We start from the raw sequence: 22,631 nt of genomic DNA, 5'->3' as shown, positions 1-22,631 counted from the left end.
TATGTCAACGATTTTCAACATCCGGAACCTGAAGCTGCCGCACATGTCGCGGTTGGCGGTGATCTTCGGTGCGGTGGCCGTCGTGTTGGCGCTGGTGGTCGGCTATTTCGGCATCAGCCTGTACAAGAAGCTGACCAACACCACGGTCACGGCCTACTTCCCCGAGGTACTTGCGCTGTATCCCGGCGACAAGGTCCTCATCATGGGTGTCCGGGTCGGCGCGATCGACAGCATCGAAACCGCCGGCGACAAGATGAAGGTGGTGTTCCACTTCAACAACCGGTACAAGGTGCCGGAGAACGCCAGTGCCTCGGTGCTCAACCCGAGCCTGGTGGCGTCCCGCGTGATCCAGCTGTCACCGCCCTACACGGGCGGCCCGCAGATGCAGGACGGCGCGGTCATCCCGGTCGACCGCACCCAGATCCCCATCGAGTACGACGAGCTGCGTAACCAGGTGACCCGCCTGCTCGCCGAGCTGGGCCCGACCCCCGAACAGCCCAAGGGTCCGTTCGGTGACGTCATCGAGTCGTTCGCAGACGGCTTCGCCGGCAAGGGGGAACAGCTCAACCGCACGCTGAATGGTCTGTCGGAGGCGTTGACCACGCTCAACCAGGGCCGCGGGGACTTCTTCACGATCGTCAAGAGCCTGGCGCTGTTCGTCAATGCGTTGCACAAGAGCGATCAGCAGTTCGTGGCGCTCAACAACGATCTGGTCCAGTTCACCAATTCCTTCTCCAAGGATCAGGAACTGTCCAACGCGCTGCAGGACCTCAATCGGGTGCTCAAGACCACCCGCGAGTTCCTGGACCGCAACGGCGGCGTGCTGACCCACGACGTCAACAACCTCGAAGAGGCCACCACGGCGATCCTGCAGCCGGAGCCGCGCAACGGGCTGGAGACGGGTCTGCACGCCTACCCGAACCTCGCCGCGAACTTCGTCAACATCGTCGCGCCCAACCAGGGTGGCATCATCGGTCTGCCGGTGCTGCCGGGCCTGACCAGCTTCGCCAATCCCTTGCAGTTCGTCTGCAGCTCGATCCAGGCGGGAAGCCGTCTGGGCTACCAGGATTCGGCCGAGTTGTGCGCGCAGTACCTGGCGCCGATCCTGGACGCGATCAAGTCCAACTACCTGCCGTTCGGCATGAACCTGGCCAGCACCGCGATGACGCTGCCCAAGCAGATCGCGTACTCGGAGCCGCGGCTGCAGCCGCCGCCGGGGTACAAGGACACCACTGTGCCCGGTATCTGGGCACGGGACACCTTGTTCTCGCACGGCAACCACGAGCCGGGTTGGACTGTCGCACCGGGCATGCAGGGTGTCCAGGTGCAGCCGTTCACCCAGAACATGCTGACTCCGGAGTCGTTGGCCGAGCTGATGGGTGGTCCCGACATCGTGGCTCCGCCGGCTCCGCCGGCATTCGGGGTGCCGCCGGGCGGCAACTTGCCCGGCCCGCCGAATGCCTACAGCGAGAACACTCCGTTGCCGCCTCCGTGGTATCCACAGCCAGGGCCACCGCCCGGACCGGCGCCAGGCGTCGTTGCCGGAGATCCGGTGTCAGCCGTCGCCCCGGCACCCGCACCAGGTGGACCGCCGCTGCCAGCCGAGGCAGGAGGGCCGTAATGCGTTGGACGAGGTTGCCGAAGAAACTGGCCGCCAAAAAGGTGGGTCTGCGACTGGCGGCGCTGGCGGCCGCGACGCTGCTGCTGACCTCGTGCGGTCAGTGGCGTGGCATCGCGAACGTTCCATTGCCAGGTGGCCCGGGCACCGAACGTGGCCACACCACGCTGTACGTGCAGATGCCGGAAACGCTGGCCCTCAACGCCAACAGCCGGGTGCGGGTTCGCGACGTGTTCGTCGGCCGGGTGCGCAGCATCGAGCTGGTCAACTGGGTGCCCACGTTGACTCTCGACCTGCAGCCGGGCATCGAGCTGCCGAAGAACACGCTGGCCAAGATTGGCCAGACCAGCTTGCTGGGTTCGCAGCACATCGAGCTCAACCCGCCGGATAAGAATCCGTCCAAGGAGATGCTGCGCAGCGGCGACACCATCCCACTGGCGCAGTCCTCGGCGTATCCGACGATCGAGCGGACGCTGGCCGGGATCTCCGGGATTCTGACCGGCGGTGGCATCCCCAACCTCGAGGTGATCCAGACCGAGGTGTTCAACATCCTCAACGGTCGCGCCGATCAGATCCGGGAGTTCCTGGGCCGGTTGGACACCTTCACCAATGAGCTCAACCAGCAGCGCGACGACATCACCCGGGCCATCGATTCGACGAATAAACTGCTCAACATCGTCGCCCAGCGCAACGACACGCTGGATCGAGTGCTGACGGAGTTCCCGCCGCTGATCCAACATTTCGCCGACACCCGCGATCTGTTCGCCGATGCGGTGACCGCGCTGGGCCGGCTCTCGGCCGCGGCTGACGAGACGCTGTCGGGGACCAATGCGAATCTGCACACCAATCTGGAAAACCTGCAGCGTCCGCTCAAGCAGCTCAGCCGGGCCGCGCCCTATCTGGTCGGTGCGCTGAAGCTGATACTCACCGCCCCGTTCAACATCGACAACGTCCCGAAGGTCATTCGAGGTGACTACTTCAACGTGTCGTTGGACCTGGATCTGACCCTGAGCGCGATCGATAACGCGTTCCTGTCCGGCACCGGTGTGTCGGGCATGCTGCGGGCGCTGGAACAGGCGTGGGGTCGTGATCCGAACACGATGGTCCCGGACATCCGGTTCACCCCAAACCCGCACGATGTGCCCGGTGGCCCGCTGGTGGAAAGGGGGGAATGAGATGCTGCTGACCCGCTTCATCAAGATGCAGCTCGTCATCTTCCTGACGCTGACGCTGGTCGCGCTGGCGGTGCTGGCCGTGGTGTACCTGCGCCTGCCGACCTGGGCAGGCGTGGGGATGTACAACCTGAACGCCGAGTTGCCCAACTCGGCCGGCCTGTACAAGACCGCCAACGTCACGTACCGCGGTACCACCATTGGGAAGGTCACGTCGGTGGAGCCCACCGAGACCGGTGCCCGGATCCAGATGAACATCTATGACCAGTTCAAGATCCCCACCGACGCCACGGCCAACGTGCACTCGGTGTCGGCGGTCGGTGAGCAGTTCATCGATCTGATCTCCTCCGGGGAGTCGAATGCGTACTTCGCGTCGGGCGACACCATCAGGAAGGGCACCGTGCCCGCTGAGGTGGGGCCGGCGCTCGATGCCGCCGAGCACGGTCTGTCGGTGCTGCCCAAGGAGAAGATCGGCCTTCTGCTCGACGAGACCGCAAAAGCGGTCGGCGGCTTGGGCCCATCACTACAGCGCCTGGTCGATTCGACACAGGCGATCGCGAGCGATTTCAAGGACAACCTGGATCCGGTGAACGACATCGTGACCAACTCCGGGCCGATCATCGACAGTCAGGTGAATTCGGGCGACGCGATCTCGCGCTGGGCGAAGAACCTGAACACGATTTCCGCCCAGACTGCCCAGAATGATGCGGTGCTACGGAGCGGCATCCAGCAGGCCGCGCCGACTGCGGATCAGTTGAACGCGGTGTTCGGGGACGTCCGGGAGTCGCTGCCGCAGACGTTGGCGAACCTCGAGATCGTCATCGACATGCTCAAGCGCTACAACAAGAACGTCGAGCAGGCGTTGGTGGTGCTGCCGCAGGGCGGCTCGATCGCGCAGGTACTCACGACCTTTCATCCGGAAGCCCTGATTCACCTCGGCCTCGGGATCAACGCGCCGCCACCGTGCCTCACGGGGTTCTTGCCGGCATCGCAGTGGCGGGGTCCCGCCGACACCACGACGGCGCCGGTGCCGTCGGGTCTGTACTGCAAGATCCCCAAGGACGCGCCGAATGCGGTCCGTGGGGCGCGTAACTACCCGTGCGCCGATGTGCCGGGCAAGCGCGCGGCCACCCCGGCCGAGTGCCGCAGCAATGAACCGTACGTGCCGCTCGGCACCAACCCGTGGTACGGCGACCCGAACCAGGTCCGCAACTGTCCGGCCCCGGCCGCGCGATGCGACCAGCCTGTGGATCCGGGCCGGGTGATCCCCGCGCCCTCGGTGAACACCGGGTTGAACCCGTTGCCGGCGAGTATGTTACCGCCCCCTGAAGTGGGCGGATCGGCTCCGACCAGCGATCCGCTGACCGCACCGCGAGGGGGTAGCGTCACTTGCAGTGGACAGCAGCCGAATCCATGCATCTACACTCCGGCAGCAGGTTCGACGGCGATCTATAGCCCGTCAAGCGGTGAGGTGGTCGGTCCGGACGGTGTGAAGTACTCCGTCACCAACTCGAATAGACCAGGAGATGACGGATGGAAGGAGATGCTGGCGCCAGCCAGCTGAACCTCGCCGGCCAGCAGGACACCGAACATCCAGAACCTCGTGCCGAGGAGGCCATAGAGCAGTCCGGCGGGCCGGAAGTTACCCCGGCTGCTGAAATCGAGCGGCGTCCGTCCCGGCTGGGCCGGGGCGCGATGGCCGCGATCAGTGCGGGGTTGCTCGTCCTGACGGCGCTGGCCGGTACCGGTGGCTACCTCGCGTTGCGGTCGCACGCCGAGAGCGAGCAGATCGCTCGCGACGAGGCGGCGGCACTGCAAGCGGCCAAGGATTGTGTAACGGCGACCCAAGCGCCCGACACGGCAGCAATGACGGCGGCCCAGACCAAGATCATCGACTGTTCGACCGGCGATTTCGGTGCGCAGTCGGTGCTTTACAGCAGCATGCTGGTGGACGCCTACCAGGCGGCAAACGTCAAGGTTCAGGTCTCGGACCTGCGGGCCGCGGTGGAGAAGCACAACGACGACGGCTCGATGGATCTGTTGGTCGCGGTCCGCATAGTCGTCAGCAACAGCGAGAAGTCCAATGAGGAGCAGGGCTACCGGCTTCGGGTGAGGATGGCGCCCGACGAGGGTGTCTACAAAGTGGCCAGGCTCGACCAGGTCACCTCGTGACGACGGTATTGGACACCGCTTCCTTGGACATCGTCTCGTCGGACACCGTCGACTCGCCGGCCGCAACCGCCGCCCCGGAACCGGCGTTGGCGTCTTGGCCGGTGCGTGCGGGCGCGTTCGCCATCGACGTCCTGCTGGGGCTGGCCGTGATCGTGACGCTGGGGGTGCTGGCGGCGGCGTCGCCGACCCACGGCTGGCTGTGGTGGGTGTACGTCGGCGTGGCCGTCGCGGTGGGGGGCGCGATGCTGCTCAACCGCGTTGTTGCGCCTGCGACGACCGGCTGGACGCTGGGCCGGTCGGTGTTCGGTATCCGGGTGGCGACCGCCGGCGGTGACGCGGGGCTGGTGCGGTTGACGTTGCGTGAGCTCGCGCATCTACTGGATACCGCCGCCCTGTGCATCGGCTGGCTGTGGCCGCTGTGGGACAGCCGCAATCGGACGTTCGCCGATCTGCTGGCCCGCACCGAGGTGCGCCGGGTCGCTGTCGCCGAAGAGCATGTGCGCGGTGTCCGCCGGCGGGCCGCGGTGGCCATGCTGGCGGCTGCGCTGTTGTGTGGATCCGCGGTAGGACTGGGATATTGGAGCTCATACCGCCAGGAGCTGACGGTCCAGCAGGCCCGCGCACAGCTGGCCGACCAGGGACCGCGGACCGTCGAACAACTGCTGAGCTACGGCATCGACTCGATGGACCAGGATTTCGCCAGGGCGCTGACCCTGACCACCGACAACTACCGTACGCAGCTGGCCGAGCAGCAGGCGGCGGTTCGCAAGGCCGGTCCAAACACCAACGAGTACTGGGCCGTGAGCAGCGCCGTGCTACCTGGGTCGACCAAGACCGAGGGGACGATGTTGCTGGCGTTGCAAGGTCAGCGCGGCATCGACCCGAAGAACCTGAAGTTCCTCACCGCGACGGTGCGGGTCGACTTCCGCAAGATCGATGGGCAGTGGCGGGTGGACAACCTCACTGTGCTCACGAAGCCACAGATGAACGGGGCGGGTTGATGAGCCCACGGCGCAAGATCGACGCCGCGGAGGCGGATTACTTTGCGGTGCAACCTAACCCACCCGCGCGATGGGGGCTTCCGGTGGTTGCGGTGCTGTCGACTCTGCTGATCGCCGCGGCCATCGCCGGCAGCGCGTTCATGTTGGTGCGCCACGTGTCAGACGATCGGGCGCAGGGGAACGCCGCGGGGGCGCTGGGAGCGGCGCGCGAGTTCATGGCCGATTACATGACGATCGATCCGTACCATGCGAACCCTTACGCCGATAACATCCTGAACAAGTGGGCCACTGGCGATTTCGCGAAAATGTTCAAAGAAAAAGAGAATGAGATCGTCGTTCAGGTGGCCCGTGCGGAGCCGACACAGGGCACCGTCGAAGACGCGGGCATCCAGCGCTGGAACGACAACGGCAGCGCTGATGTGCTGGTCGCGGCCAAGACGAGCACCCGGTCACCCGACGGGAAATCGATAATCGAGAGCGGAAACCGTTGGGTGGTCACGACGATTCGAGAGGGACAGCAGTGGAAGATCAGCCAGCTGAATCAGGTGATCTGACCACCGAGCGGTCGCAGCAGGCGGGCCCGGAGAATTCGGCCAAGCCGCGTCGCCGCCTGCGGATGCCGTGGCAGCGCAAGGTCGAAGAGCCGCCCGTCGATACCGACGCCGAGTCGGAGACCGAGTCGTCCGATGAGGCGGCAACTGACGAGCCGGAGTCTGACGAGTCCTCGGCGGGCGCGCCCTCGCCGGAGGCCGGCACCAAATCGCGGACGCCGGTCGGTAAAGGTCGTCGCGTGGAGGCCGGTAAGGCTGAGGACGCTGCGGTGGACGGTGAATCTGGTGAAGTACCAATAGATTCGGATGATTCGACGGATTCCGAGGAGCCAGCCGAACCGGAACCCGAAGACGAAGACGAAGACGAAAACGAAGACCAGGACGCCGGAACCGTCATGGTGCCGTTCCGCCCGGCGGGTAAGCGGTTGACGTATGTGGCGGCCGGGGCCGCGGCGTTGTTCGTGGCGGCCGGAGCCTTTGCGGGTGCCATGGTGCAGCCGTACCTGGCGGATCAGGCACAGGTCGCGACCAAGCTGAAGGTCGCCGAGACGGCGGCCGACGCGATCACCACGCTGTGGACCTACACGCCGGACAACATCGATTCCCTGCCGCAGCGCGCGTCCCAATACTTGTCGGGCGATTTCGCCGCGCAGTACCGCACATTCGTCGACTCGATCGTGCCGACTAACAAGCAGGCGCAAGTTTCCAGCAATACCCAGGTGATGGGTACGGCGGTGGAGACCATCGGGCCCGACGAAGCGACTGCGATCGTCTACACCAACTCGGTGTCGACCAGCCCGGTCACCAAGAACATCCCGTCGCTGCGCTACCTGTCCTACCGGCTGACGCTCAAGCGTGACGGTGACACTTGGCGGATCACGCAGATGCCCGCGTTGACCAAGCTGGATCTCTCGCCGCAGCTGTAACCGGGAAATCAGGCAATGGCCATTCAGTCACCGGTATCCGACCGACTTACCGTTACCGCGTTACTTTTGCTCACCTTCGCGACCGGCGTCGTCGATGCGGTCAGCGTGCTGGTGCTCGGCCATGTGTTCGTCGCGAACATGACCGGCAATGTGATCTTTCTGGGGTTCTGGTTGGTGCCGCACTCCGGGGTGGATCTTGCGGCGGCGGTTGTCGCCTTCGTCAGCTTCGTCGCGGGAACGGTGGTGGGTGGGCGGTTCGCGCGGCACCTCCAGAGCAGTCCCCGGACGTGGCTGACGGTCACGCATTCGGTGGAAGTCGTTATATTGCTGACGCTTTCGATCCTAGCCGGCGTCGGTGTGCTCGACTATCAGGACAACCGGAAGCTGATCCTCATCTCGGGCCTGGCCATCACTTTCGGTATCCAGAACGCCACCGCGCGGCAGTTCGGCATCCAGGAACTCAGTACCACGGTGCTCACCCAGACGATCGTGGGCATCGGGCTCGACAGCCGTCTGGCCGGTGGCACCGGTGAGCGGGAGAAGCTGCGCTACGGCGTGGTGGCGACCATGATGGGCGGCGCAATGGTCGGTGCGTCGCTGACCCTGGTCGCCGTGGCGCCGGTGATCGCGTTGGCGGCGTTGGTCATTGCGGCGAGCGCATTGATCTTCCGGTTCGGTTCTTGAGAGTTCGAGGCTATGGACCGGGACATCGGGTTTGGCCGGTAGGCAGATGTGCCGGATGCTCGGTCATGGGCAGGTGAAATCGAGCTCGAAGGACTTCGTCACCTGTTTTTGGGTCGAGGTGTCGAAACCGACGGCGTTGCCGGTGATCTTGTACGTATTGCCGGTCTTGGTGGCCGACGCGTCGCCGTGTCCCGCTGCGGCATCGGCATATCCGAGTGCCATACCGTTGACCGTGCCGAGGCCCACCGAGTGGACGTTCGGCGGAGAGTCGTTGCTGACGACCGCGCCTATGCCGGAAGCCGAATCGCCGATCGTGACGTTGATGTCGGATTCCACGGCAGTACATGTCACCGGCCCGGACACATTCTGATTCTGACCGTCGATGAGGACTGCGGTGGCGCTGGAAGCGCCAACGGACCCTGAAGTGCCTGCCGTCGCAGACTCCGACGACGCAGGCTTGCTGGAGTTGTCGCTGGACGTACCGTTCGAGCATCCGGTGATGGCGCAGGCCGCGACCGCTGCGCTCGCTACGCCGATCATCACAACGCGTGTGACCATGTCATCTCCTTAGAGGTTGTAGATTCCGGCAGCTGAGCCGCCGCGTCGTGCTGATCAGAACAGCGGGATCCACACACCGAAGAACCAGAAACCCCAGCCCCCGAACACGGGGTTGAAGATCGGGATCGCGGTGTAGCCGTTGTAGTTGAACGGACCGAAATCCACTCGGGCTTGGGTGATGTCACGGCCTGGGCCCTCATATCGAGGGTTCCAGCCACCGGGGGGCGGCGGTCCGTTCCAGCCACCGGCAGGAGCGGGGCCGTCCCAATTGGGCGGCGGACCGCCGGGGGGAGGCCCGTCATTCCAGCCTGGACCCCGCTCCGGTGGGGGCGGCGGCGCGCCGTTGCCTGGGGTGCTGAATCCGTGCGGTGCGTCCCTCGGTCCGCCGATCTGGTCATTACCGCGGTTGTAGCGGCCCGCAGGCGCGTTCGGCTGACCGTTGGGATGGTTGTCGGGCCCGTTGTTCTGAGGCCCGTTGTTTTGTGGGCCGTTGCCCTGAGGTCCGTTGCCCTGTGGGCCATTCGGACGGGGGTTGCCTTCTGGTCCGTTGTTCTGCGGACCCTGCGGCCCGTTCTGAGGCGGACCGCCCTGCGGCCCGTTCTGCGAACCATTGTTGTGCGGGCCTTGAGGCGCATTGCCCTGTGGGCCCTGCGGTCCGTTGTTTTGCGGTGGATTACCGCGCGGGCTCTGTGGTGCGTTGTTCGGCGTCTGAGGTGCGCCGCCAGGAGCACCACCGGCACCGCCCGGCCCTGGCTGGCAGTTGGCGGTATTGGCTGGATCACAAGGCGGCGGCGCCTGAGGAACGGCCGCGGCTTGTCCCGCCGCCAACAGTGCTGACATGCCGATGCCCGCAGCCGCTGCCGCGGTACCGGCTATGCGTTTCACGGTCATAGTGCCTCTTTCTCCCCGACCACGCCCGCCGTGATGTCACCGCGGGCACACGACTCCACATTGACACCGTCGACGGCTTCGAAACGTCGTCCATGAACAACCGCAGCGAACTCCCAGAGAATGGCCAGCGTGGCAGTCTCAACCCGGACGCATGTGTGCGACCTATGTATGAGCTGTGTGAATGATGCTGGGGCAGTGGCCTTCAGCAGATTGGCGGTTGTCTTCAAAGCGGACTATGGCAACGTTTGAGGATGCGATTGTCGGCCGAGTGTCTCCACCGCGGTGAGCGCCTCGCGAAAGTCCGCGCCCCCGAACGGGATTGTCTACAGAGCAGACGGGTGAACTCGAAGTCGTGAATACGATGCGCGAAAGTCGATGACGCGCCATATCGATGATGCAACATGTAGTTGACGTAGCTCTTCGAGGCAAGGCAGTTCGATGCTTGGAGCCGCTGGGAATTGACACACCATCTGACGAGAGGGACATGACATGGTGGACCGAAACCTTTTGAAATTCCGACTCATCCATACAGGTCAGCGCCTCGTCGTCAACCCGCTGGCACGGCGCTCATCGCGGCTGACCATGCTGGAGACCACCGGCCGCAAGAGCGGTCTGCCGCGGGTCACGCCGATCGGCGGCCGGCGCCAGGGCAACAGTTTCTGGCTGGTGTCCGAACACGGATACCGATCCGACTATGTCCGCAACATTCAAGCCAACCCCCGCGTGCGGTTACGGCTCAAAGGGCGATGGCATACCGGCACCGCCACACTGCTCCCCGATGACGACACCCAGAAACGACTCGATGAGCTCGGTGGTCTCAACAGCCTTGCTGTGCGGGCTGCGGGAACCGACAGATTGACAATCAGGATCGACCTCGAACCCAGCTGACTCTGCCGAACACGGAAACCCTCGCGCGGGGCAGGTTATCGGCTGGTTCCAGCGACGGCGCGCAGTACCCTCGCCCTATGAAGAAGTCCATCCCGCGGAAGGCGGCGGTTCCACCGCCTGGTCTGATGGACTATTTCGTCAAACGCAATCCGGCGGCGCCGCAAGGGTTTTTCGCGGCCGAAGCCGCGGGGCTGCAGTGGTTGACGGTCGACGGTGGTGTGCCGTGCGCTCGGGTTCTGGCATATGACGCGACATCGCTGACGCTGCAACGGCTGCAATCGGTTGCCCCGTCGGTGCGGGCCGCACACGAGTTCGGTCGCATGCTGGCGGTGACCCACAATGCGGGCGCCCCGGCGTTCGGCGCCGGACCCGACGGCTACCGCGGTGCAGCGTTTTTCGGGCCGATGACGCAACCGCTTCCGATGTCGTTGACCCACCACAATTCTTGGGGCGAGTTCTATGCGCAGGAGCGCCTGGAGCCGATGGGTGCGTTGGCCGCGGGACGGCTCGACGCGACCGCCCGTCACGGCCTGGCCGAGGTGGCGGCGTTGTGCCGGGCGGGCCGGTTCGACGACGATGACGGCCCGGCTCGGCTGCACGGCGACATGTGGAGCGGCAACGTGATGTGGACGGCCGAGGGTGTGGTGTTGATCGACCCGGCCGCGCACGGTGGGCACCGCGAGACCGATCTCGCGATGCTGACGTTGTTCGGTTGTCCACATCTCGGCGAGGTGCTGGCCGGCTACCAATCGGTATGTCCCTTGCGGGATGGCTGGCAAGGTCGCGTCGGGCTGCATCAGCTCTACCCGCTGTTGGCGCATGTGGTGCTCTTCGGCGGCGGCTATGCGGGTCAGGTCGCTGCAGTCGTTGCGAAACTGCTGCGCGCCAGCAGCTGACGGCGCCACGAGCCGGGTTTCAGTTCCGCGCCAGCGCGCCCTCGGCCAGCCCGCCCACGATGGGGCTCAGTAGTCGGGCGTACTCGGTGGTGATGTGGTTGTCGTCGCGGAACACCATGGTGTTGCCGATGATGACAGGGCAGCGGTCGGCCGTACAGAAGAATTCGGCGAGGTTCGCGTACTGCCCGCCCCCGGCTTGCACGGCCGCAGTCTCGGCGGCAATACCGGTGTCGTTCATGGCGATCGATCGCTGCGGCGTGCAGGTTCCGACATCGTTGATGTGCGCCGAGAGGCACGTCGGCACGGTGCCGTGAGGATCGGGAACAGGGCCGAGCACCAGCACCTTGGCGCCCATGCCCCGCAACTGCGAAACCAACCGGGTCAGCGCATCCAGCCAGACCCGGTCGTAGCTGGTGAAACCGAAGTCGGCGCCGTAGCGGCGCACCATGTCGACCACGACCAGCGCCGGGCGTTCCTGTTGCACCCGAGCGAGCACGGTGGCCCGCCACTGCTTGCACTCGGTGTATTCACGGCCCAGATAGGGACTGACGATCGGCAGCTTCAACACCGGACAGGTGACCTTGGCCATCGTTTCCAGCCGCCAACCACGCTGGTGCGCAATCGGTTCCAATGCCGGATACCACATACCCGCATGCGAATCGCCGATCAGTGCCACCGTGGTTTTCGAATTCGTCTGACCGGCAGCACATTCCGGCAGGGTGACGTCTTTCCACGACAACACGCAGCCGTTGAGGAACACCTCCGGTTTGGTGATGTTCCCCAGCGCCGGCGACAGATTCGACGGCACGGCCTGTAGGTTCACCGCCGCCGCCACGGCGGCCCGCAGCTGCTCGGCCGGCGTCAGCATCCGAGGTGTTGGCCCGGGAACGGGGGACTGCACGGCTGCGACCGGAATCGCCGCGGGCCCCGAACCCGTCGGCACCGGACGCACGGCCAGCAGAACCAGCCCGGCGCACACCGCAACTCCCGTGGCAGTCGCGCCGACCGCCAGGCTCCGCCATGCGGAGGCACGCAGGGCCGCGGCGAACCGAGCCGGATCCTCGATGAGGTGCAGCGTCAGGATCGCCAGCCCCAGCGACGTCAGGACCATGAGCACCCTGCCGCCCAGCCCCAGCGGCCCACCGAACAGCGCGGGCGCCAACAACAGCAGCGGCCAGTGCCACAGGTACCACGAGTAGGACACCCGGCCGATACCGCGCATCACCGGCAGGGCCAGCAGCCGTCCCGCACCCAGATCGGGCATCGCGCACCCAGCGCCGATCACGAGCGCGGTGCCCAGCGTCGGCAGCAACGCGGCGGTGCCGGGGTAGGGCCCCGAACCCCCGATCTGCGTGCACGTCACCAGGATCAGCGCCAGCCCGCCCCAGCCCGCGATGGCCGCGCATCCCGGCGGCAGCGCCCGCCAACTCGCGGCGGTCAAGGCGACCAGGCCGCCGAGGGCCAACTCCCACGCGCGGGTGGGCAGTGAGAAGAACGCCCACGGCGGCATCGTCTGCGTCCAGGCCAATGACAGTGCCAGCGAGCCACCCGTCACGGCAAGCAGCACCAGCGCGTACGGGACGGCCGAGCGCGTGCCCCGGCCGGACCGCGTCAACAGCCATGCGACCCCGATGATCAGCGCCGGCCACAGCAGGTAGAACTGTTCCTCGACTCCGAGGGACCAGTAGTGCTGCAGCGGCGAGGGGGTGGTGTCGGCGGCCAGGTAGTCGGTACCGTCCACGGCGAACCGGTAATTACCGACGTAGAGTGCGCTGGCGATCGCGTCGCCGAGCACACTGCGGGCCTGCAGTGGCGGCAGCAGCGCCACCGCGCCGATGGACGTCGCCACCAGCACCACCGCGGCGGCGGGCAGCAACCGCCGCGCCCGCGCGGCGTAGAACGACGCCAGCCGCACCGTCCCGGTCCGGCCGGCTTCCCGCCACAGCAGCCCCGTGATCAGGAAACCTGATACCACGAAGAACATGTCGACGCCGACGAATCCGCCGCCCATCCCAGGTACGCCGGCGTGGTAGAGCACGACAGCCAGTACCGCGACCGCGCGCAGGCCCTCGATATCAGGGCGGAATTGCTTGGCGGACAGGGCCTTCCGTCCGCTCACGGGTGCGACGCGGCGGGCTGCGGACTGCTCTGAAGGGGACGTTGTGCTCACTCGAGTAACGATCGTGCCACGAGGTTCTGCGGTATCCGGGGATTTGTTGCTAGCGTCGTGGCGGTGCGGCGGGTAGCGACAGTGGTGATGATGGTCGGGCTGCTGGCTGGTTGTGGGCACAGCGCCTCTACAGCCGTCAAGTCGGCGACGGTGACCTCGGCGACCGCAGTGAAGGCTGCCGACGGTATGTGCGATCTAGGCGGGCTGCCGCCACAGACCGTGCAGACCGTCAAGCTCATCGAATCCGGTGGCCCGTTCCCGTACCCGCGCAACGACGGCATCGTCTTCGGTAATTACGAACGCGCGCTGCCCCAGCGTGAACGGGGCTATTACCACGAGTACACGGTGCCCACGCCCGGCGCGAAAACCCGCGGCACCCGCCGTATCGTCACCGGCGGGCAGCCGCTCGACCATCCGCCGGAGTTCTATTACACCGGCGACCACTACCAGAGCTTCTGTCGGATCGGAGGCATGTGAAGACCTATCGGATCGACGGTGCCGCGGTCGGATCCAAAGCCGACCTGTTCACCGAGATCGGACGTGCCGTCAATGGAGACGGTGGCTACTTCGGCGCCAACTTCGACGCGCTGGCCGATTGCCTGCGCGGTGGCTTCGGCACGCCCGAGAACAGCAAGTTCAGGTTCGTCCTGACCGACTACAAGCATGTGAAGACAGCGCTCGGGCAGGACGCCTGGAGCACGCTGCTGAACGTCTTCACGGGTGAGGGCGTCGATTTGTGGCTGACCGCCTGAGCATCGGTCAGCAAACCTGATGCGCAGCTAGTTGAATCCGAGCCAGCTCGGCAGGGAGCGTTCGCGCGAATCGCACAGCACGGCGCGGGTGTCGCAGTTGCCGCGCGGTGAGCCCGCGCCGCTCCACATGCCGCCGGTGTCGCGGCGCAGCACGATGGCCGATGAGCCACCGCCGTCGAGCAGCAGCGCGTTGTCAGCACCCAGCCCGCGGAACAGATCCTGCATGTTGTCCGGCGTGTAGCTGCCGCCCTGGAACACGTAGAACTGATCGGCGGCCCGGTTGTAGCCCAGCGCCGTGCGAGCTGCGCTGGGGCCGTTGTCGTTGAGCTGATCGGTGTCGCCCGGGGCCAGCAGGCCGATGCCGGAGACCGCGACGAACCGGGCGTTCTGGTCGAACAGCCGCTGGATCACCGGGGTGGCCGAGTCGTAGTCGTCGCGTCCCTTGGGCATCACGACGTACGGGGCACCGCCGGTCGGGAGGATCATCGTGGCCAGCGCCGTCCAGCGTTCGTCACCGCCCGAGAGGCCCTGCTTGCCGGCGTAGGCCAATGTGCCGGTCACGGCCGTGTTGGCCCGGCCCTGCCCGCGGGTGTTGTCGACGTATGCGCCCAGCGGTGAGCTGCAGCCGGTGTCGCGCCACGAGCCGCCCTTCTGCCCGCGCACGTCGAAGAAGTTGGCGTTGATGGCGATGGTCGGTTGCCCGAGGGCCTGCCAAGCCTGCAGTGGCGCATAGGTTTCCGATGCCTGCCAGAGACCTTCGCCGGTACGCGCACCCGGGTTGCGTTCACACCGGGACTGATAGCCCTGATGGCTGTCGACGAGCAGCCGCGGGCTGAGCCGCGAGGATGCGTTCTTGATGGTCATCAAGTGCCCGCCGTTGTTCAGCGTGTACTGGTTGCCCGAGGCCGAGGTGAACGGTGCGGCGAACTGGCCGCCGAAGTTGTAGACGAGGTACGAGCCCTTGGTGTTGGCGATCGCGCCGAGCAGCAGCGCCTTGGCGTCCTCGGCCTGCGCGGTCGGCATGCTGCCGACACCCAACACGGCGCACAAGACGAACGTGGTCGCACCTGCTACCACACGTTGTTTCAGTTTTGCCAGCGCAGGCACGATGTACACAATAACCACACAGGAAACTCTGTCAACATTGGTAACATTGGAGTCTCGATTGGGTACCGGACGTGCGACTTCACCCGTGACCGAGGTACTCCTCCGGGTGGATGCCCGACGATGCCCGCGGCCGGGGATTCAGAAACTGCAGTTAGCTGTGTTGTCCCTGCCGTCAGCTCGGCGACAGCCGATACACCGCCCCGGCATCGTCGTCGGTGATGTACACCGCGCCGTCAGGTCCCATGACTGCGGACACCGGTCGGCCCCACCGTGAACCGTCATCGGCCTGGAAGCCGCCGACCAGCGTCTGCTGGGGGCCCAATGTGCCGTCGCGCCAACCGAAGAACGACACCTCGGGTGCCTGCGGGTGCGCCCGGTTCCACGATCCGTGCACACCCACCAGCGCGCCGGCACCGAACTGTGGCAGGTCGGCGAAGCTCATGCCCAGCGGAGCCGAGTGCGCGGGCATGGTCTGCTCCACCGGCGGCAGTGCCGCACAGTCCAGCTTGGTGCCGTCGGCGTTGGTCTGCATGTCGCGGATGAACCCCGCAGGTGCGGTGCCGTCGGGATTGCAGTAGGGCCAACCCAATTCGCGTCCCTGCGTGAGCTTCGCGACCGACTCGGGCGGATGGTTGTCTACGTAGGCCTGGTCCACCTTGCCCTCGGGATTGGCGACATTGTCGCGATTGTTCACCGCCGTCCACAGCGAGCCGTCGGGGGCCAAGGCCAGCCCGGTGCCGTTGCGTACGCCGGTCGCGAACGGTTGGGCCGGCCCGCCGCCCGGCGGCACGCGCATGATGGTGGCCCGTGGCGGGGTGGCGGTGCGGTCCTCGGCGGAGATGTTGCCCGTCGAACCGATCGAGAAGTACACCGCGCCATCACGTCCCACGACCACGCTCTTGAGGGCGTGGGCGTAGGCACCGTGCAGGTCCGGGCTCTTGGCGTCGGGGAGGCCACCGGCAACGGTACGAGGATTGGTGGCCCGGCCGTCGGCATAGTCGTAGGCATCGATCTGGTCACTCTCGGCGACATACAGCGTGGAGCCCACGAAGGTCAGGCCGTGCGGCTGGTCCAGTCCGTCGAGTAGAACTTGGCGGCTGGGCAGCACCTGCAGAACCCGGCCGGTGCCCGGTGTCGAGACGAGCAGCCTGCCGTCCGGGCTCCAGGCGGCCATCCGGGCCCTCGGTACGCGCGCGACGACCGTCAGCGTCCAGCCGGCGGGCACTTGAGCGTGGCGGGGCCGGTCGAACGGGGCTTGCGCGAGGGCGTCGGGCACTTCGACGGTGACCGTGGACAGGCCAGCAGGCACGGTCGGAGGGGTTGGTGCTGGTGCTGGTGTCGACGTGGAGCTGCAGGCCGCTGTCGCGACCACGACCGCCGCGATGGCGCTACGCGCCGCCCAGGCCCGCATGCATCTCCCACACCAGGATCTCGGCGCCGGCTGTCGCCGTCACCCGCCGGCCACCGCACGCGGTCAGCCGGGCCGCGTCGCCCGTCGTCAGCTCGCCGGCATCCTCGAGTGTCACCGCACCCCGCGCGACGAACAGGTGCACGTACGGTGCCTGCGGCAGGTCCAGTGCCTCGCCGAATTGCAGCCGGGCGCCGTGCAGCGTGGCGTTGCGGTTGTGCAGGGTGACGGCCGCGTCGGTGGCGCCGGAAGCGATGGGTGTCAGGGCGTTGCCGAGCTGGATCTCCTGCTGTTGATAGCCCGGCGTCACGCTGGCCTCGTCGGGCAGCACCCACATCTGCACGAAATGCACAGGCGCGTCATCGGATCCGTTCTGCTCGGAGTGCTGCACCCCGCTGCCTGCCGACATGCGTTGTGCCAGACCGGGATAGATCACCCCGGAGTTGCCCATCGAATCCTTGTGGGCCAGTTCGCCTTCCAGCACCCAGGTGACGATCTCCATGTCCCGGTGCGGGTGGGTGTCAAAGCCGGAGGCAGGGGCGACGATGTCGTCGTTGTTGACCAGCAGCAACCCATGGTGGGTGTTGGCCGGATCGTAGTAGTCGCCGAACGAGAACGAATGCCGCGACTGCAGCCAGTCGGTCGTGGTGAGACCACGGTCGTCGGCGCGCCGGATGTCGACGATCGGGGGCATGCGCCAAGCCTACTGCCAACCGACCGGTGGATCGGCTTACTCTGTCGGCGTGGATATCAACGGAGTTAGCGCCATCGTCACCGGCGGTGCATCAGGTATCGGGGCGGCAACTGCCCGCCAGTTGGCCGCCAAGGGAGCCAAGGTCGTCATCGCCGACCTGCAGGCTGAGAAGGGCGAGGCGCTCGCCAAAGAACTCGGCGGTGTGTTCGTCAGCGTCGACGTCACCGACACCGCGCAGATCGAGGCCGCGGTCAACAGGGCCACCGAACTGGGCCCGCTGCGCGTCTTGGTCAACTCGGCAGGCATCGGTTGGGCCCAGCGCACCATCGGTAAGGACGGCGAGTTCGCGTCGGCGCACAGTCTGGACGTCTACAAGAAGGTGCTCGCGATCAACCTTGTCGGCACCTTCGACGCCATCCGCCTGGCCGCGACCGCGATGAGCCGGTTGGACCCCACCGAGAGCGGCGAGCGCGGCGCGATCGTGAACATGACCAGCGTCGCGGCGTTCGACGGCCAGATCGGCCAGGCCGCGTACTCGTCGTCGAAAGGCGGCGTCGTCGGCCTGACCCTGCCGGTCGCGCGCGACCTGGCCGCGGTGGGTGTCCGCGTCAACACCGTGGCGCCGGGCCTCATCGACACCCCGATCTACGGGGAAGGAGAAGCATCCGAAGCCTTCAAAGCCAAGCTCGGCGAGTCCGTGCTGTTCCCGCACCGCCTGGGCAAGCCCGAGGAGCTGGCCTCGATGGTCATCGAGCTGATCACCAACTCCTACATGAACGCTGAGGTGGTTCGCGTCGACGGCGGTATCCGGATGCCACCCAAGTAACTTTGCCGCCGCTGGCGAGCGGCCAGTTAATGCGCGCGATCGACAGTTTTGCGTGGCGTAACTGGCCACTGGAGGCGGTCGGGTTGTCCCCAGACCGAGGTTCATCCACAGGTCCGGGCACCACGGGCGGCTCGGTCGGCCATCTCGTCGGCTCTCGCCGACACCGTGGGCACATGGTGAGACCGATTCTCGGGTCCGAGGCGCTTGCCGCGCGGGCGATGACCCGACGAGCCCTGGCGAGCCGGTATGACGCGATCTACCGCAACGTCTATTTGGCCAAGGGTATGGAGTTGACAGCTGCGTATCGAGCCGAGGCGGCCTGGCTGTTCTCCGGACGACAGGCGACATTGGCGGGCTTGTCGGCGGCCGCGGTGTACGGCACGCGTTGGATCGACCCGGCCGAGCCTGCCGAGCTGTATCGCCGCAATGGCAAGCCCGTCGCCGGGATTCTGGTCCACCGCGACGAACTGCTGGACGACGAGACTCGACTGTTCGCCGGGATCCCGGTGACGACGCCGGCGCGTACGGCGTTCGACCTGGGCCGGCGCCGCGGCGTGGACGAGGCGGTCATGCGGTTGGATGCGCTCGCACAGGCGACGTTTGTGACGGCCGCTGACGTCAGCCCTCTGGTGCAGCGCCATCCCGGCGTCCGTGGGCTGGTCCAACTGCGTGACGTGCTGGCCCTGATGGACGGCGGCGCCGAATCCCCACAGGAAACCCGCACCCGGCTGGTTCTCGTCAATACTGGACTGCCCAAGCCGGACACGCAGATCGTGGTGCCGGGAGACTTCGGCGGCAGAAGTCATGCACGAATTGACATGGGCTACAAGGAGTTCAAGGTAGGTGTCGAGTATGAGGGCGCACAGCATTGGACAGATCCGCGGGTCCGTGCCAACGATATCGACCGCTATGCAGAATTGGCCGCGCTGGGCTGGTCGATCGTCCGAGTCGGGGCTGACCTGCTGCACCGCAGACCATGGGTTCTCGTCGCCCGCGTCTGTGCCGCGTTGCGGGCTGCCGGCGCCGAATGGCCAGTTATTGCACGGGTTTTGGGTGATCGCGTGGCGTAACTGGCCACTCGGCGGCTAAAGGGGCTAAAGAGAAGCCGGGAGCCCGAACTTCTCGAACAACGACGGCTCCATGAACGCCACAACATGGGAAATGCCGTCAGCGCCGATGGCCAAAACGTGCAACTGGAACGCCTCGTGCACGCCCGTCTCCGCATTGCGCATGTACAGCGCGGCGGCCGGCTGATCGTTGGCGGTCGTGCGGATGAACCGCATGTCGCCGGCCTTCTCGGCTGGGCACTTGTGCCGAGACAGGTCACCGATGGCCTGCGGACCGCGATACCAACTGTCGAACGGCGGCATCTCCCAGATGGCCTCGGCCGTGAACAGCTCGACGAGTTTGTCGATGTCGTAAGCCTCGAACGCGGCGATGTAGCGGCTCAGCATGTGCTGTGCCGCGGGCGATTCGGGTGCGACGATCGGGCCGTCCCGCTGGGGGTTCGCGGCTTCGAGCTGCGCCCGTGCCCGCTGCAGCAGGCTGTTGACGGCGGCCGTCGAAGACCCTATTGCGCCGGCGACTTCCGAGGCCTTCCACTGCAGCACCTCGCGCATCACCAACACCGCACGCTGGCGGGGGGACAGGTGCTGCAGCGCTGCCACGAATGCCAGCCGCACCGACTCGCGGTCGCCGACGATGTTCACCGGGTCGGAAGACTCATCGGGCAGCGGCTCCAACCAGGGCACCTCGGGATGCTCGGTGATCGCGTCGGCGCCGGCTGAACTCGAAGTGCCCAGGCCTGACGGCAGGGGCCGGCGCTGGCGGCTCTCCAGGGCTGTCAGGCACGTGTTGGTGGCGATCCGGTACAGCCAGGTTCGCACCGAGGATTTGCCTTCGAAGCCCTCGTAGGACTTCCACGCGCGCAGATACGTCTCCTGCACCAGATCCTCGGCGTCGTGTAGAGAACCGGTCATCCGGTAGCAGTGTGCGAGCAGTTCTCGGCGGTAGCGCTGGGCATCGGCGAGGAAGGCGTCAGCCGAACTTGCGTTCTTGCGTGCGGTGGCGTCGGGTGAAGGTGCGAGCACAGTCACGTCGTCGAGCCTACGCACGCCCACCGACAACTACGATCGAAAAATGGCGCGCCGGGGGGTCGAACGCTGGAACATCGTGGCATTCGTGCTGTATATCCTGCTGATTCCGGCGGCCTTCATCGAGTTCATGATGGGTGCGCTCGGCTTCGGAATGGCCACCGACGGCTGCCACGACGCTGCCTGCGACGCCGGCTATCACGAAAATGCCGCGATCCTCACGGTCGGTGTCGGGCTGGTCGTCGTGCTCGTGGCGACCGGAGCGGTGATGTTCTATGGCCTGACCCGCGAAAAGATCGTCATCGTGTGGCCGTTCGTTGCCGCCGCGGCGATGGTCGGTGTGTTCGTCCTCGGCATGGCGGTGCTGCATTAACCGCTGATCGCCACCCCGCTACGCTCGCCTGATGACCAGTACCCGTGCCGAACGGACCTTCGATGGCGTCGGTGGGGTGCGCATTGTCTACGACGTGTGGAGCCCGGAGACCGCGCCGCGCGGAGTCATCGTGCTGTCGCACGGGCTGGGGGAGTACGCAGGCCGCTACCACCATGTGGCTCAGCGCTTCGGCGAGGCCGGCTTGATCGTCTACGCCCTCGACCATCGTGGCCACGGGCGTTCCGGTGGCAAGCGGGTGTACCTGCGGGAGATGTCGGAGTACGTCGGCGACTTCCACACGCTGGTCGGCGTCGCCGCCGCTGAGCATCCCGACCTCACCCGCATCGTGCTCGGCCACAGTATGGGTGGCGGCATCGTGTTCAGCTACGGCGTCGAATACCCCGACGAGTACACCGCGATGGTGCTCTCGGGGCCTGCGGTCGCAGCGCAGGCCTCTCTCTCGCCGATGCTGGTCGTGGTGGCCAAGTTGCTGGGCAAGATCGCCCCGGGCTTACCTGTCGAAGAACTCGACGTGACGGCGATCTCCCGAGATCCGGCCGTGGTCGCCGCGTACAACGCCGACCCGCTGGTATGGCACGGCAAGGTGCCTGCGGGGATCGCCCGGGCGCTGATCCTCGTGGGCGAGACGATGCCGCAGCGGGCCTCCGCACTGGCCGCGCCCCTGCTGGTGGTGCACGGTGAAAAAGACCGGCTGGTGCCAGTCGAAGGCAGCCACCGTCTCGTCGAGTGTGTGGCCGCCGAAGACGTCCACCTCAAGGTGTACCCGGGCCTGTACCACGAGGTGTTCAACGAGCCCGAGCAGGCGCTGGTGCTCGACGACGTCACGTCGTGGATCGAGGCGCATCTGTGAGACGAATCGCCGCGGCACTGCTGACGGTGCTGACGCTCGCCGGTTGCGGATCCGGGCAGCCGGCCAAATGGGTGGACCAGGATGTCAGCTTCGACTCCGACGGCCTGACCATCTTCGGCACTTACCGCACCAACGGCAGGTCCGGTCCGGCCGCGCTGCTGATCTCCGAGAGCGGGCCGACCGACCGCAACGGCGACAACAAGGTCGTCGGCCCCATCGGCAACATGCGCCAGATCGCCGAGGCGCTGTCGGACGACGGTGTGGCCACGCTGCGCTACGACAAGATCGGTACCGGCAAGACCAAGCTGGGCCCGTATCAGCAGAAGCCGACGGAGGTGGTCAGTGCCGTCTACACCACCGGCGCGGCCGCCGCACTGAAGTTTCTGGGCGGCCAGTCCCACACCGACAAGGATCGATTGTCGATCTACGCGGTCGGCGAGGGCGCCGTTCATGCCATGACGCTGGCCGGCCGCGGCGATCCGAAAGTGCACTCGCTGGGGCTGTTGCAGCCGCTGGCGGGCCGGTATCTGGACATCATCACCAACCGGGTGCGCTCAGGGTCGACGCCGGAGGTGCTCAACGCCTGGCTGGGCGCCGTCGACCAGATTCGCACCAAGGGCACGGTTCCGGACAATCTGCCCGAGGGCCTGAGTGCGATCGTCAACAAGGGCAATCTGAACGCCATCATGGAGGCCGACAAGATCGACCCGGTGGCGCTGGCGGCGGCGCTGCCCGACGGGATGCCGGTCCTGCTGACGTGCTCAGATTCCGACGCCCAGGCCAGCTGTGACGCCGAACGCCCGCTGATCGACGCGCTGCACCACACCGCGCTCAAGGTCGTCGAGCTCAAGGGCGTCAACCACATCCTGCGCGACGACCCGACCGACAGCATCGCGAACTACGGCAAGCCCGGATCGCTGTCGCAGCAGGTGCGGGACGCGCTGAAGGACTTCTCCGGTAAGTGATGTCAGAGGTGTTTT

General features: G+C 66.2%; 24 protein-coding genes. 17 read left to right on the top strand and 7 right to left on the bottom strand.

The annotated features are described in order from the left end of the window. The first annotated feature begins 1 nt into the window (after position 1). Genes B133_RS0117300 through B133_RS0117265 form a run of 8 tightly spaced genes read left to right on the top strand, consistent with a single transcriptional unit; the run spans position 2 to position 8,124 of the window. Complete coding sequence (locus B133_RS0117300) at positions 2-1,621, top strand: virulence factor Mce family protein (protein ID WP_018602819.1); 1,620 nt, start codon at positions 2-4, stop codon at positions 1,619-1,621. Further along, on the top strand, positions 1,621-2,793 hold the full coding sequence (locus B133_RS0117295; RefSeq protein ID WP_018602818.1) for a virulence factor Mce family protein: 1,173 nt from the start codon (positions 1,621-1,623) through the stop codon (positions 2,791-2,793). Before B133_RS0117300 ends, B133_RS0117295 begins: the two co-directional genes overlap by 1 nt. Before the next feature lies 1 nt (position 2,794). Next, a complete protein-coding gene (locus tag B133_RS0117290) occupies positions 2,795-4,354 on the top strand; it encodes an MCE family protein (protein ID WP_018602816.1) in 1,560 nt (519 codons plus the stop codon). Beyond that, positions 4,324-4,962, top strand: coding sequence for a hypothetical protein (locus B133_RS0117285; protein WP_018602814.1), 639 nt, complete (start codon positions 4,324-4,326; stop codon positions 4,960-4,962). Before B133_RS0117290 ends, B133_RS0117285 begins: the two co-directional genes overlap by 31 nt. Beyond that, positions 4,959-5,963: an RDD family protein gene (locus tag B133_RS0117280; RefSeq protein ID WP_018602812.1), complete on the top strand. Its 1,005-nt coding sequence runs from the start codon at positions 4,959-4,961 to the stop codon at positions 5,961-5,963. Before B133_RS0117285 ends, B133_RS0117280 begins: the two co-directional genes overlap by 4 nt. After that, a complete protein-coding gene (locus B133_RS0117275; RefSeq protein ID WP_018602810.1) occupies positions 5,963-6,517 on the top strand; it encodes a hypothetical protein in 555 nt (184 codons plus the stop codon). The genes B133_RS0117280 and B133_RS0117275 overlap by 1 nt, the downstream gene beginning before the upstream one ends. Then, entirely contained in the window at positions 6,484-7,440 is a 957-nt protein-coding gene (locus B133_RS0117270) for a hypothetical protein (protein ID WP_018602809.1), read from the top strand. The genes B133_RS0117275 and B133_RS0117270 overlap by 34 nt, the downstream gene beginning before the upstream one ends. A gap of 15 nt (positions 7,441-7,455) precedes the next feature. After that, on the top strand, positions 7,456-8,124 hold the full coding sequence (locus B133_RS0117265; RefSeq protein ID WP_026256550.1) for a YoaK family protein: 669 nt from the start codon (positions 7,456-7,458) through the stop codon (positions 8,122-8,124). Positions 8,125-8,187: 63 nt separating this feature from the next. On the opposite strand, the gene B133_RS0117260 is transcribed toward B133_RS0117265, so the two are convergent. Then, entirely contained in the window at positions 8,188-8,682 is a 495-nt protein-coding gene (locus B133_RS0117260) for a lipoprotein LpqH (protein WP_026256549.1), read from the bottom strand. A 54-nt stretch (positions 8,683-8,736) separates the two neighbouring features. Then, positions 8,737-9,573, bottom strand: a complete 837-nt coding sequence (locus B133_RS24675; protein ID WP_198291010.1) for an MAP_0585 family protein — start codon at positions 9,571-9,573, stop codon at positions 8,737-8,739. A 489-nt stretch (positions 9,574-10,062) separates the two neighbouring features. Here B133_RS24675 and B133_RS0117250 point away from each other — a divergent pair, with 489 nt between their 5' ends. Together B133_RS0117250 and B133_RS0117245 are read left to right on the top strand one after the other, a co-directional pair. Then, positions 10,063-10,461, top strand: a complete 399-nt coding sequence (locus B133_RS0117250; protein WP_018602802.1) for a nitroreductase/quinone reductase family protein — start codon at positions 10,063-10,065, stop codon at positions 10,459-10,461. Between the two features lie 125 nt (positions 10,462-10,586). Continuing rightward, a complete protein-coding gene (locus B133_RS0117245; RefSeq protein WP_026256548.1) occupies positions 10,587-11,357 on the top strand; it encodes a fructosamine kinase family protein in 771 nt (256 codons plus the stop codon). A gap of 19 nt (positions 11,358-11,376) precedes the next feature. Here B133_RS0117245 and B133_RS0117240 read toward each other — a convergent pair whose 3' ends face one another. Beyond that, positions 11,377-13,476: an acyltransferase family protein gene (locus tag B133_RS0117240; protein WP_018602798.1), complete on the bottom strand. Its 2,100-nt coding sequence runs from the start codon at positions 13,474-13,476 to the stop codon at positions 11,377-11,379. Between the two features lie 138 nt (positions 13,477-13,614). On the opposite strand from B133_RS0117240, the gene B133_RS0117235 reads away from it, so the two are divergent. Then, positions 13,615-14,004, top strand: coding sequence for a ribonuclease domain-containing protein (locus tag B133_RS0117235; protein ID WP_369751496.1), 390 nt, complete (start codon positions 13,615-13,617; stop codon positions 14,002-14,004). Then, positions 14,001-14,279 (top strand): barstar family protein, encoded by a 279-nt coding sequence (locus B133_RS0117230; RefSeq protein WP_018602794.1) that lies wholly within the window; start codon positions 14,001-14,003, stop codon positions 14,277-14,279. Before B133_RS0117235 ends, B133_RS0117230 begins: the two co-directional genes overlap by 4 nt. A 27-nt stretch (positions 14,280-14,306) precedes the next feature. Here B133_RS0117230 and B133_RS0117225 read toward each other — a convergent pair whose 3' ends face one another. The 3 genes from B133_RS0117225 to B133_RS0117215 all read right to left on the bottom strand — a co-directional run bounded on the left by B133_RS0117225 (position 14,307) and on the right by B133_RS0117215 (position 17,488). Continuing rightward, positions 14,307-15,320, bottom strand: a complete 1,014-nt coding sequence (locus B133_RS0117225) for a phosphodiester glycosidase family protein (protein ID WP_369751495.1) — start codon at positions 15,318-15,320, stop codon at positions 14,307-14,309. A 238-nt stretch (positions 15,321-15,558) separates the two neighbouring features. After that, positions 15,559-16,797, bottom strand: a complete 1,239-nt coding sequence (locus B133_RS0117220) for a sorbosone dehydrogenase family protein (protein ID WP_018602790.1) — start codon at positions 16,795-16,797, stop codon at positions 15,559-15,561. Next, complete coding sequence (locus B133_RS0117215) at positions 16,775-17,488, bottom strand: pirin-like bicupin family protein (RefSeq protein WP_018602788.1); 714 nt, start codon at positions 17,486-17,488, stop codon at positions 16,775-16,777. Before B133_RS0117215 ends, B133_RS0117220 begins: the two co-directional genes overlap by 23 nt. 49 nt (positions 17,489-17,537) lie before the next feature. Between B133_RS0117215 and B133_RS0117210 the strand changes: the two genes are divergently transcribed. Continuing rightward, positions 17,538-18,314 carry an SDR family NAD(P)-dependent oxidoreductase gene (locus B133_RS0117210; protein ID WP_026256545.1) on the top strand — a complete coding sequence of 259 codons (777 nt, stop codon included), beginning with the start codon at positions 17,538-17,540 and terminating at the stop codon, positions 18,312-18,314. A 173-nt stretch (positions 18,315-18,487) separates the two neighbouring features. Further along, complete coding sequence (locus B133_RS0117205) at positions 18,488-19,384, top strand: hypothetical protein (protein WP_026256544.1); 897 nt, start codon at positions 18,488-18,490, stop codon at positions 19,382-19,384. A gap of 24 nt (positions 19,385-19,408) precedes the next feature. Here the strand turns inward: B133_RS0117205 and B133_RS0117200 are convergent, their stop codons facing one another. Beyond that, positions 19,409-20,440 carry a sigma-70 family RNA polymerase sigma factor gene (locus B133_RS0117200; protein ID WP_026256543.1) on the bottom strand — a complete coding sequence of 344 codons (1,032 nt, stop codon included), beginning with the start codon at positions 20,438-20,440 and terminating at the stop codon, positions 19,409-19,411. A 13-nt stretch (positions 20,441-20,453) separates the two neighbouring features. On the opposite strand from B133_RS0117200, the gene B133_RS0117195 reads away from it, so the two are divergent. From B133_RS0117195 to B133_RS0117185, 3 genes are read left to right on the top strand one after another with little or no spacing between them, the layout of a single operon-like run. Beyond that, a complete protein-coding gene (locus B133_RS0117195; protein ID WP_018602783.1) occupies positions 20,454-20,780 on the top strand; it encodes a hypothetical protein in 327 nt (108 codons plus the stop codon). A gap of 31 nt (positions 20,781-20,811) precedes the next feature. Next, positions 20,812-21,651 (top strand): alpha/beta hydrolase, encoded by an 840-nt coding sequence (locus B133_RS0117190; protein ID WP_018602782.1) that lies wholly within the window; start codon positions 20,812-20,814, stop codon positions 21,649-21,651. Further along, positions 21,648-22,616: a hypothetical protein gene (locus B133_RS0117185; RefSeq protein ID WP_018602781.1), complete on the top strand. Its 969-nt coding sequence runs from the start codon at positions 21,648-21,650 to the stop codon at positions 22,614-22,616. Before B133_RS0117190 ends, B133_RS0117185 begins: the two co-directional genes overlap by 4 nt. Positions 22,617-22,631 lie beyond the last annotated feature (15 nt).

The organism is Mycobacterium sp. 155 (genome assembly GCF_000373905.1).
Classification (GTDB): domain Bacteria; phylum Actinomycetota; class Actinomycetes; order Mycobacteriales; family Mycobacteriaceae; genus Mycobacterium.
This window is presented reverse-complemented; position numbering and strand designations above follow the sequence as displayed.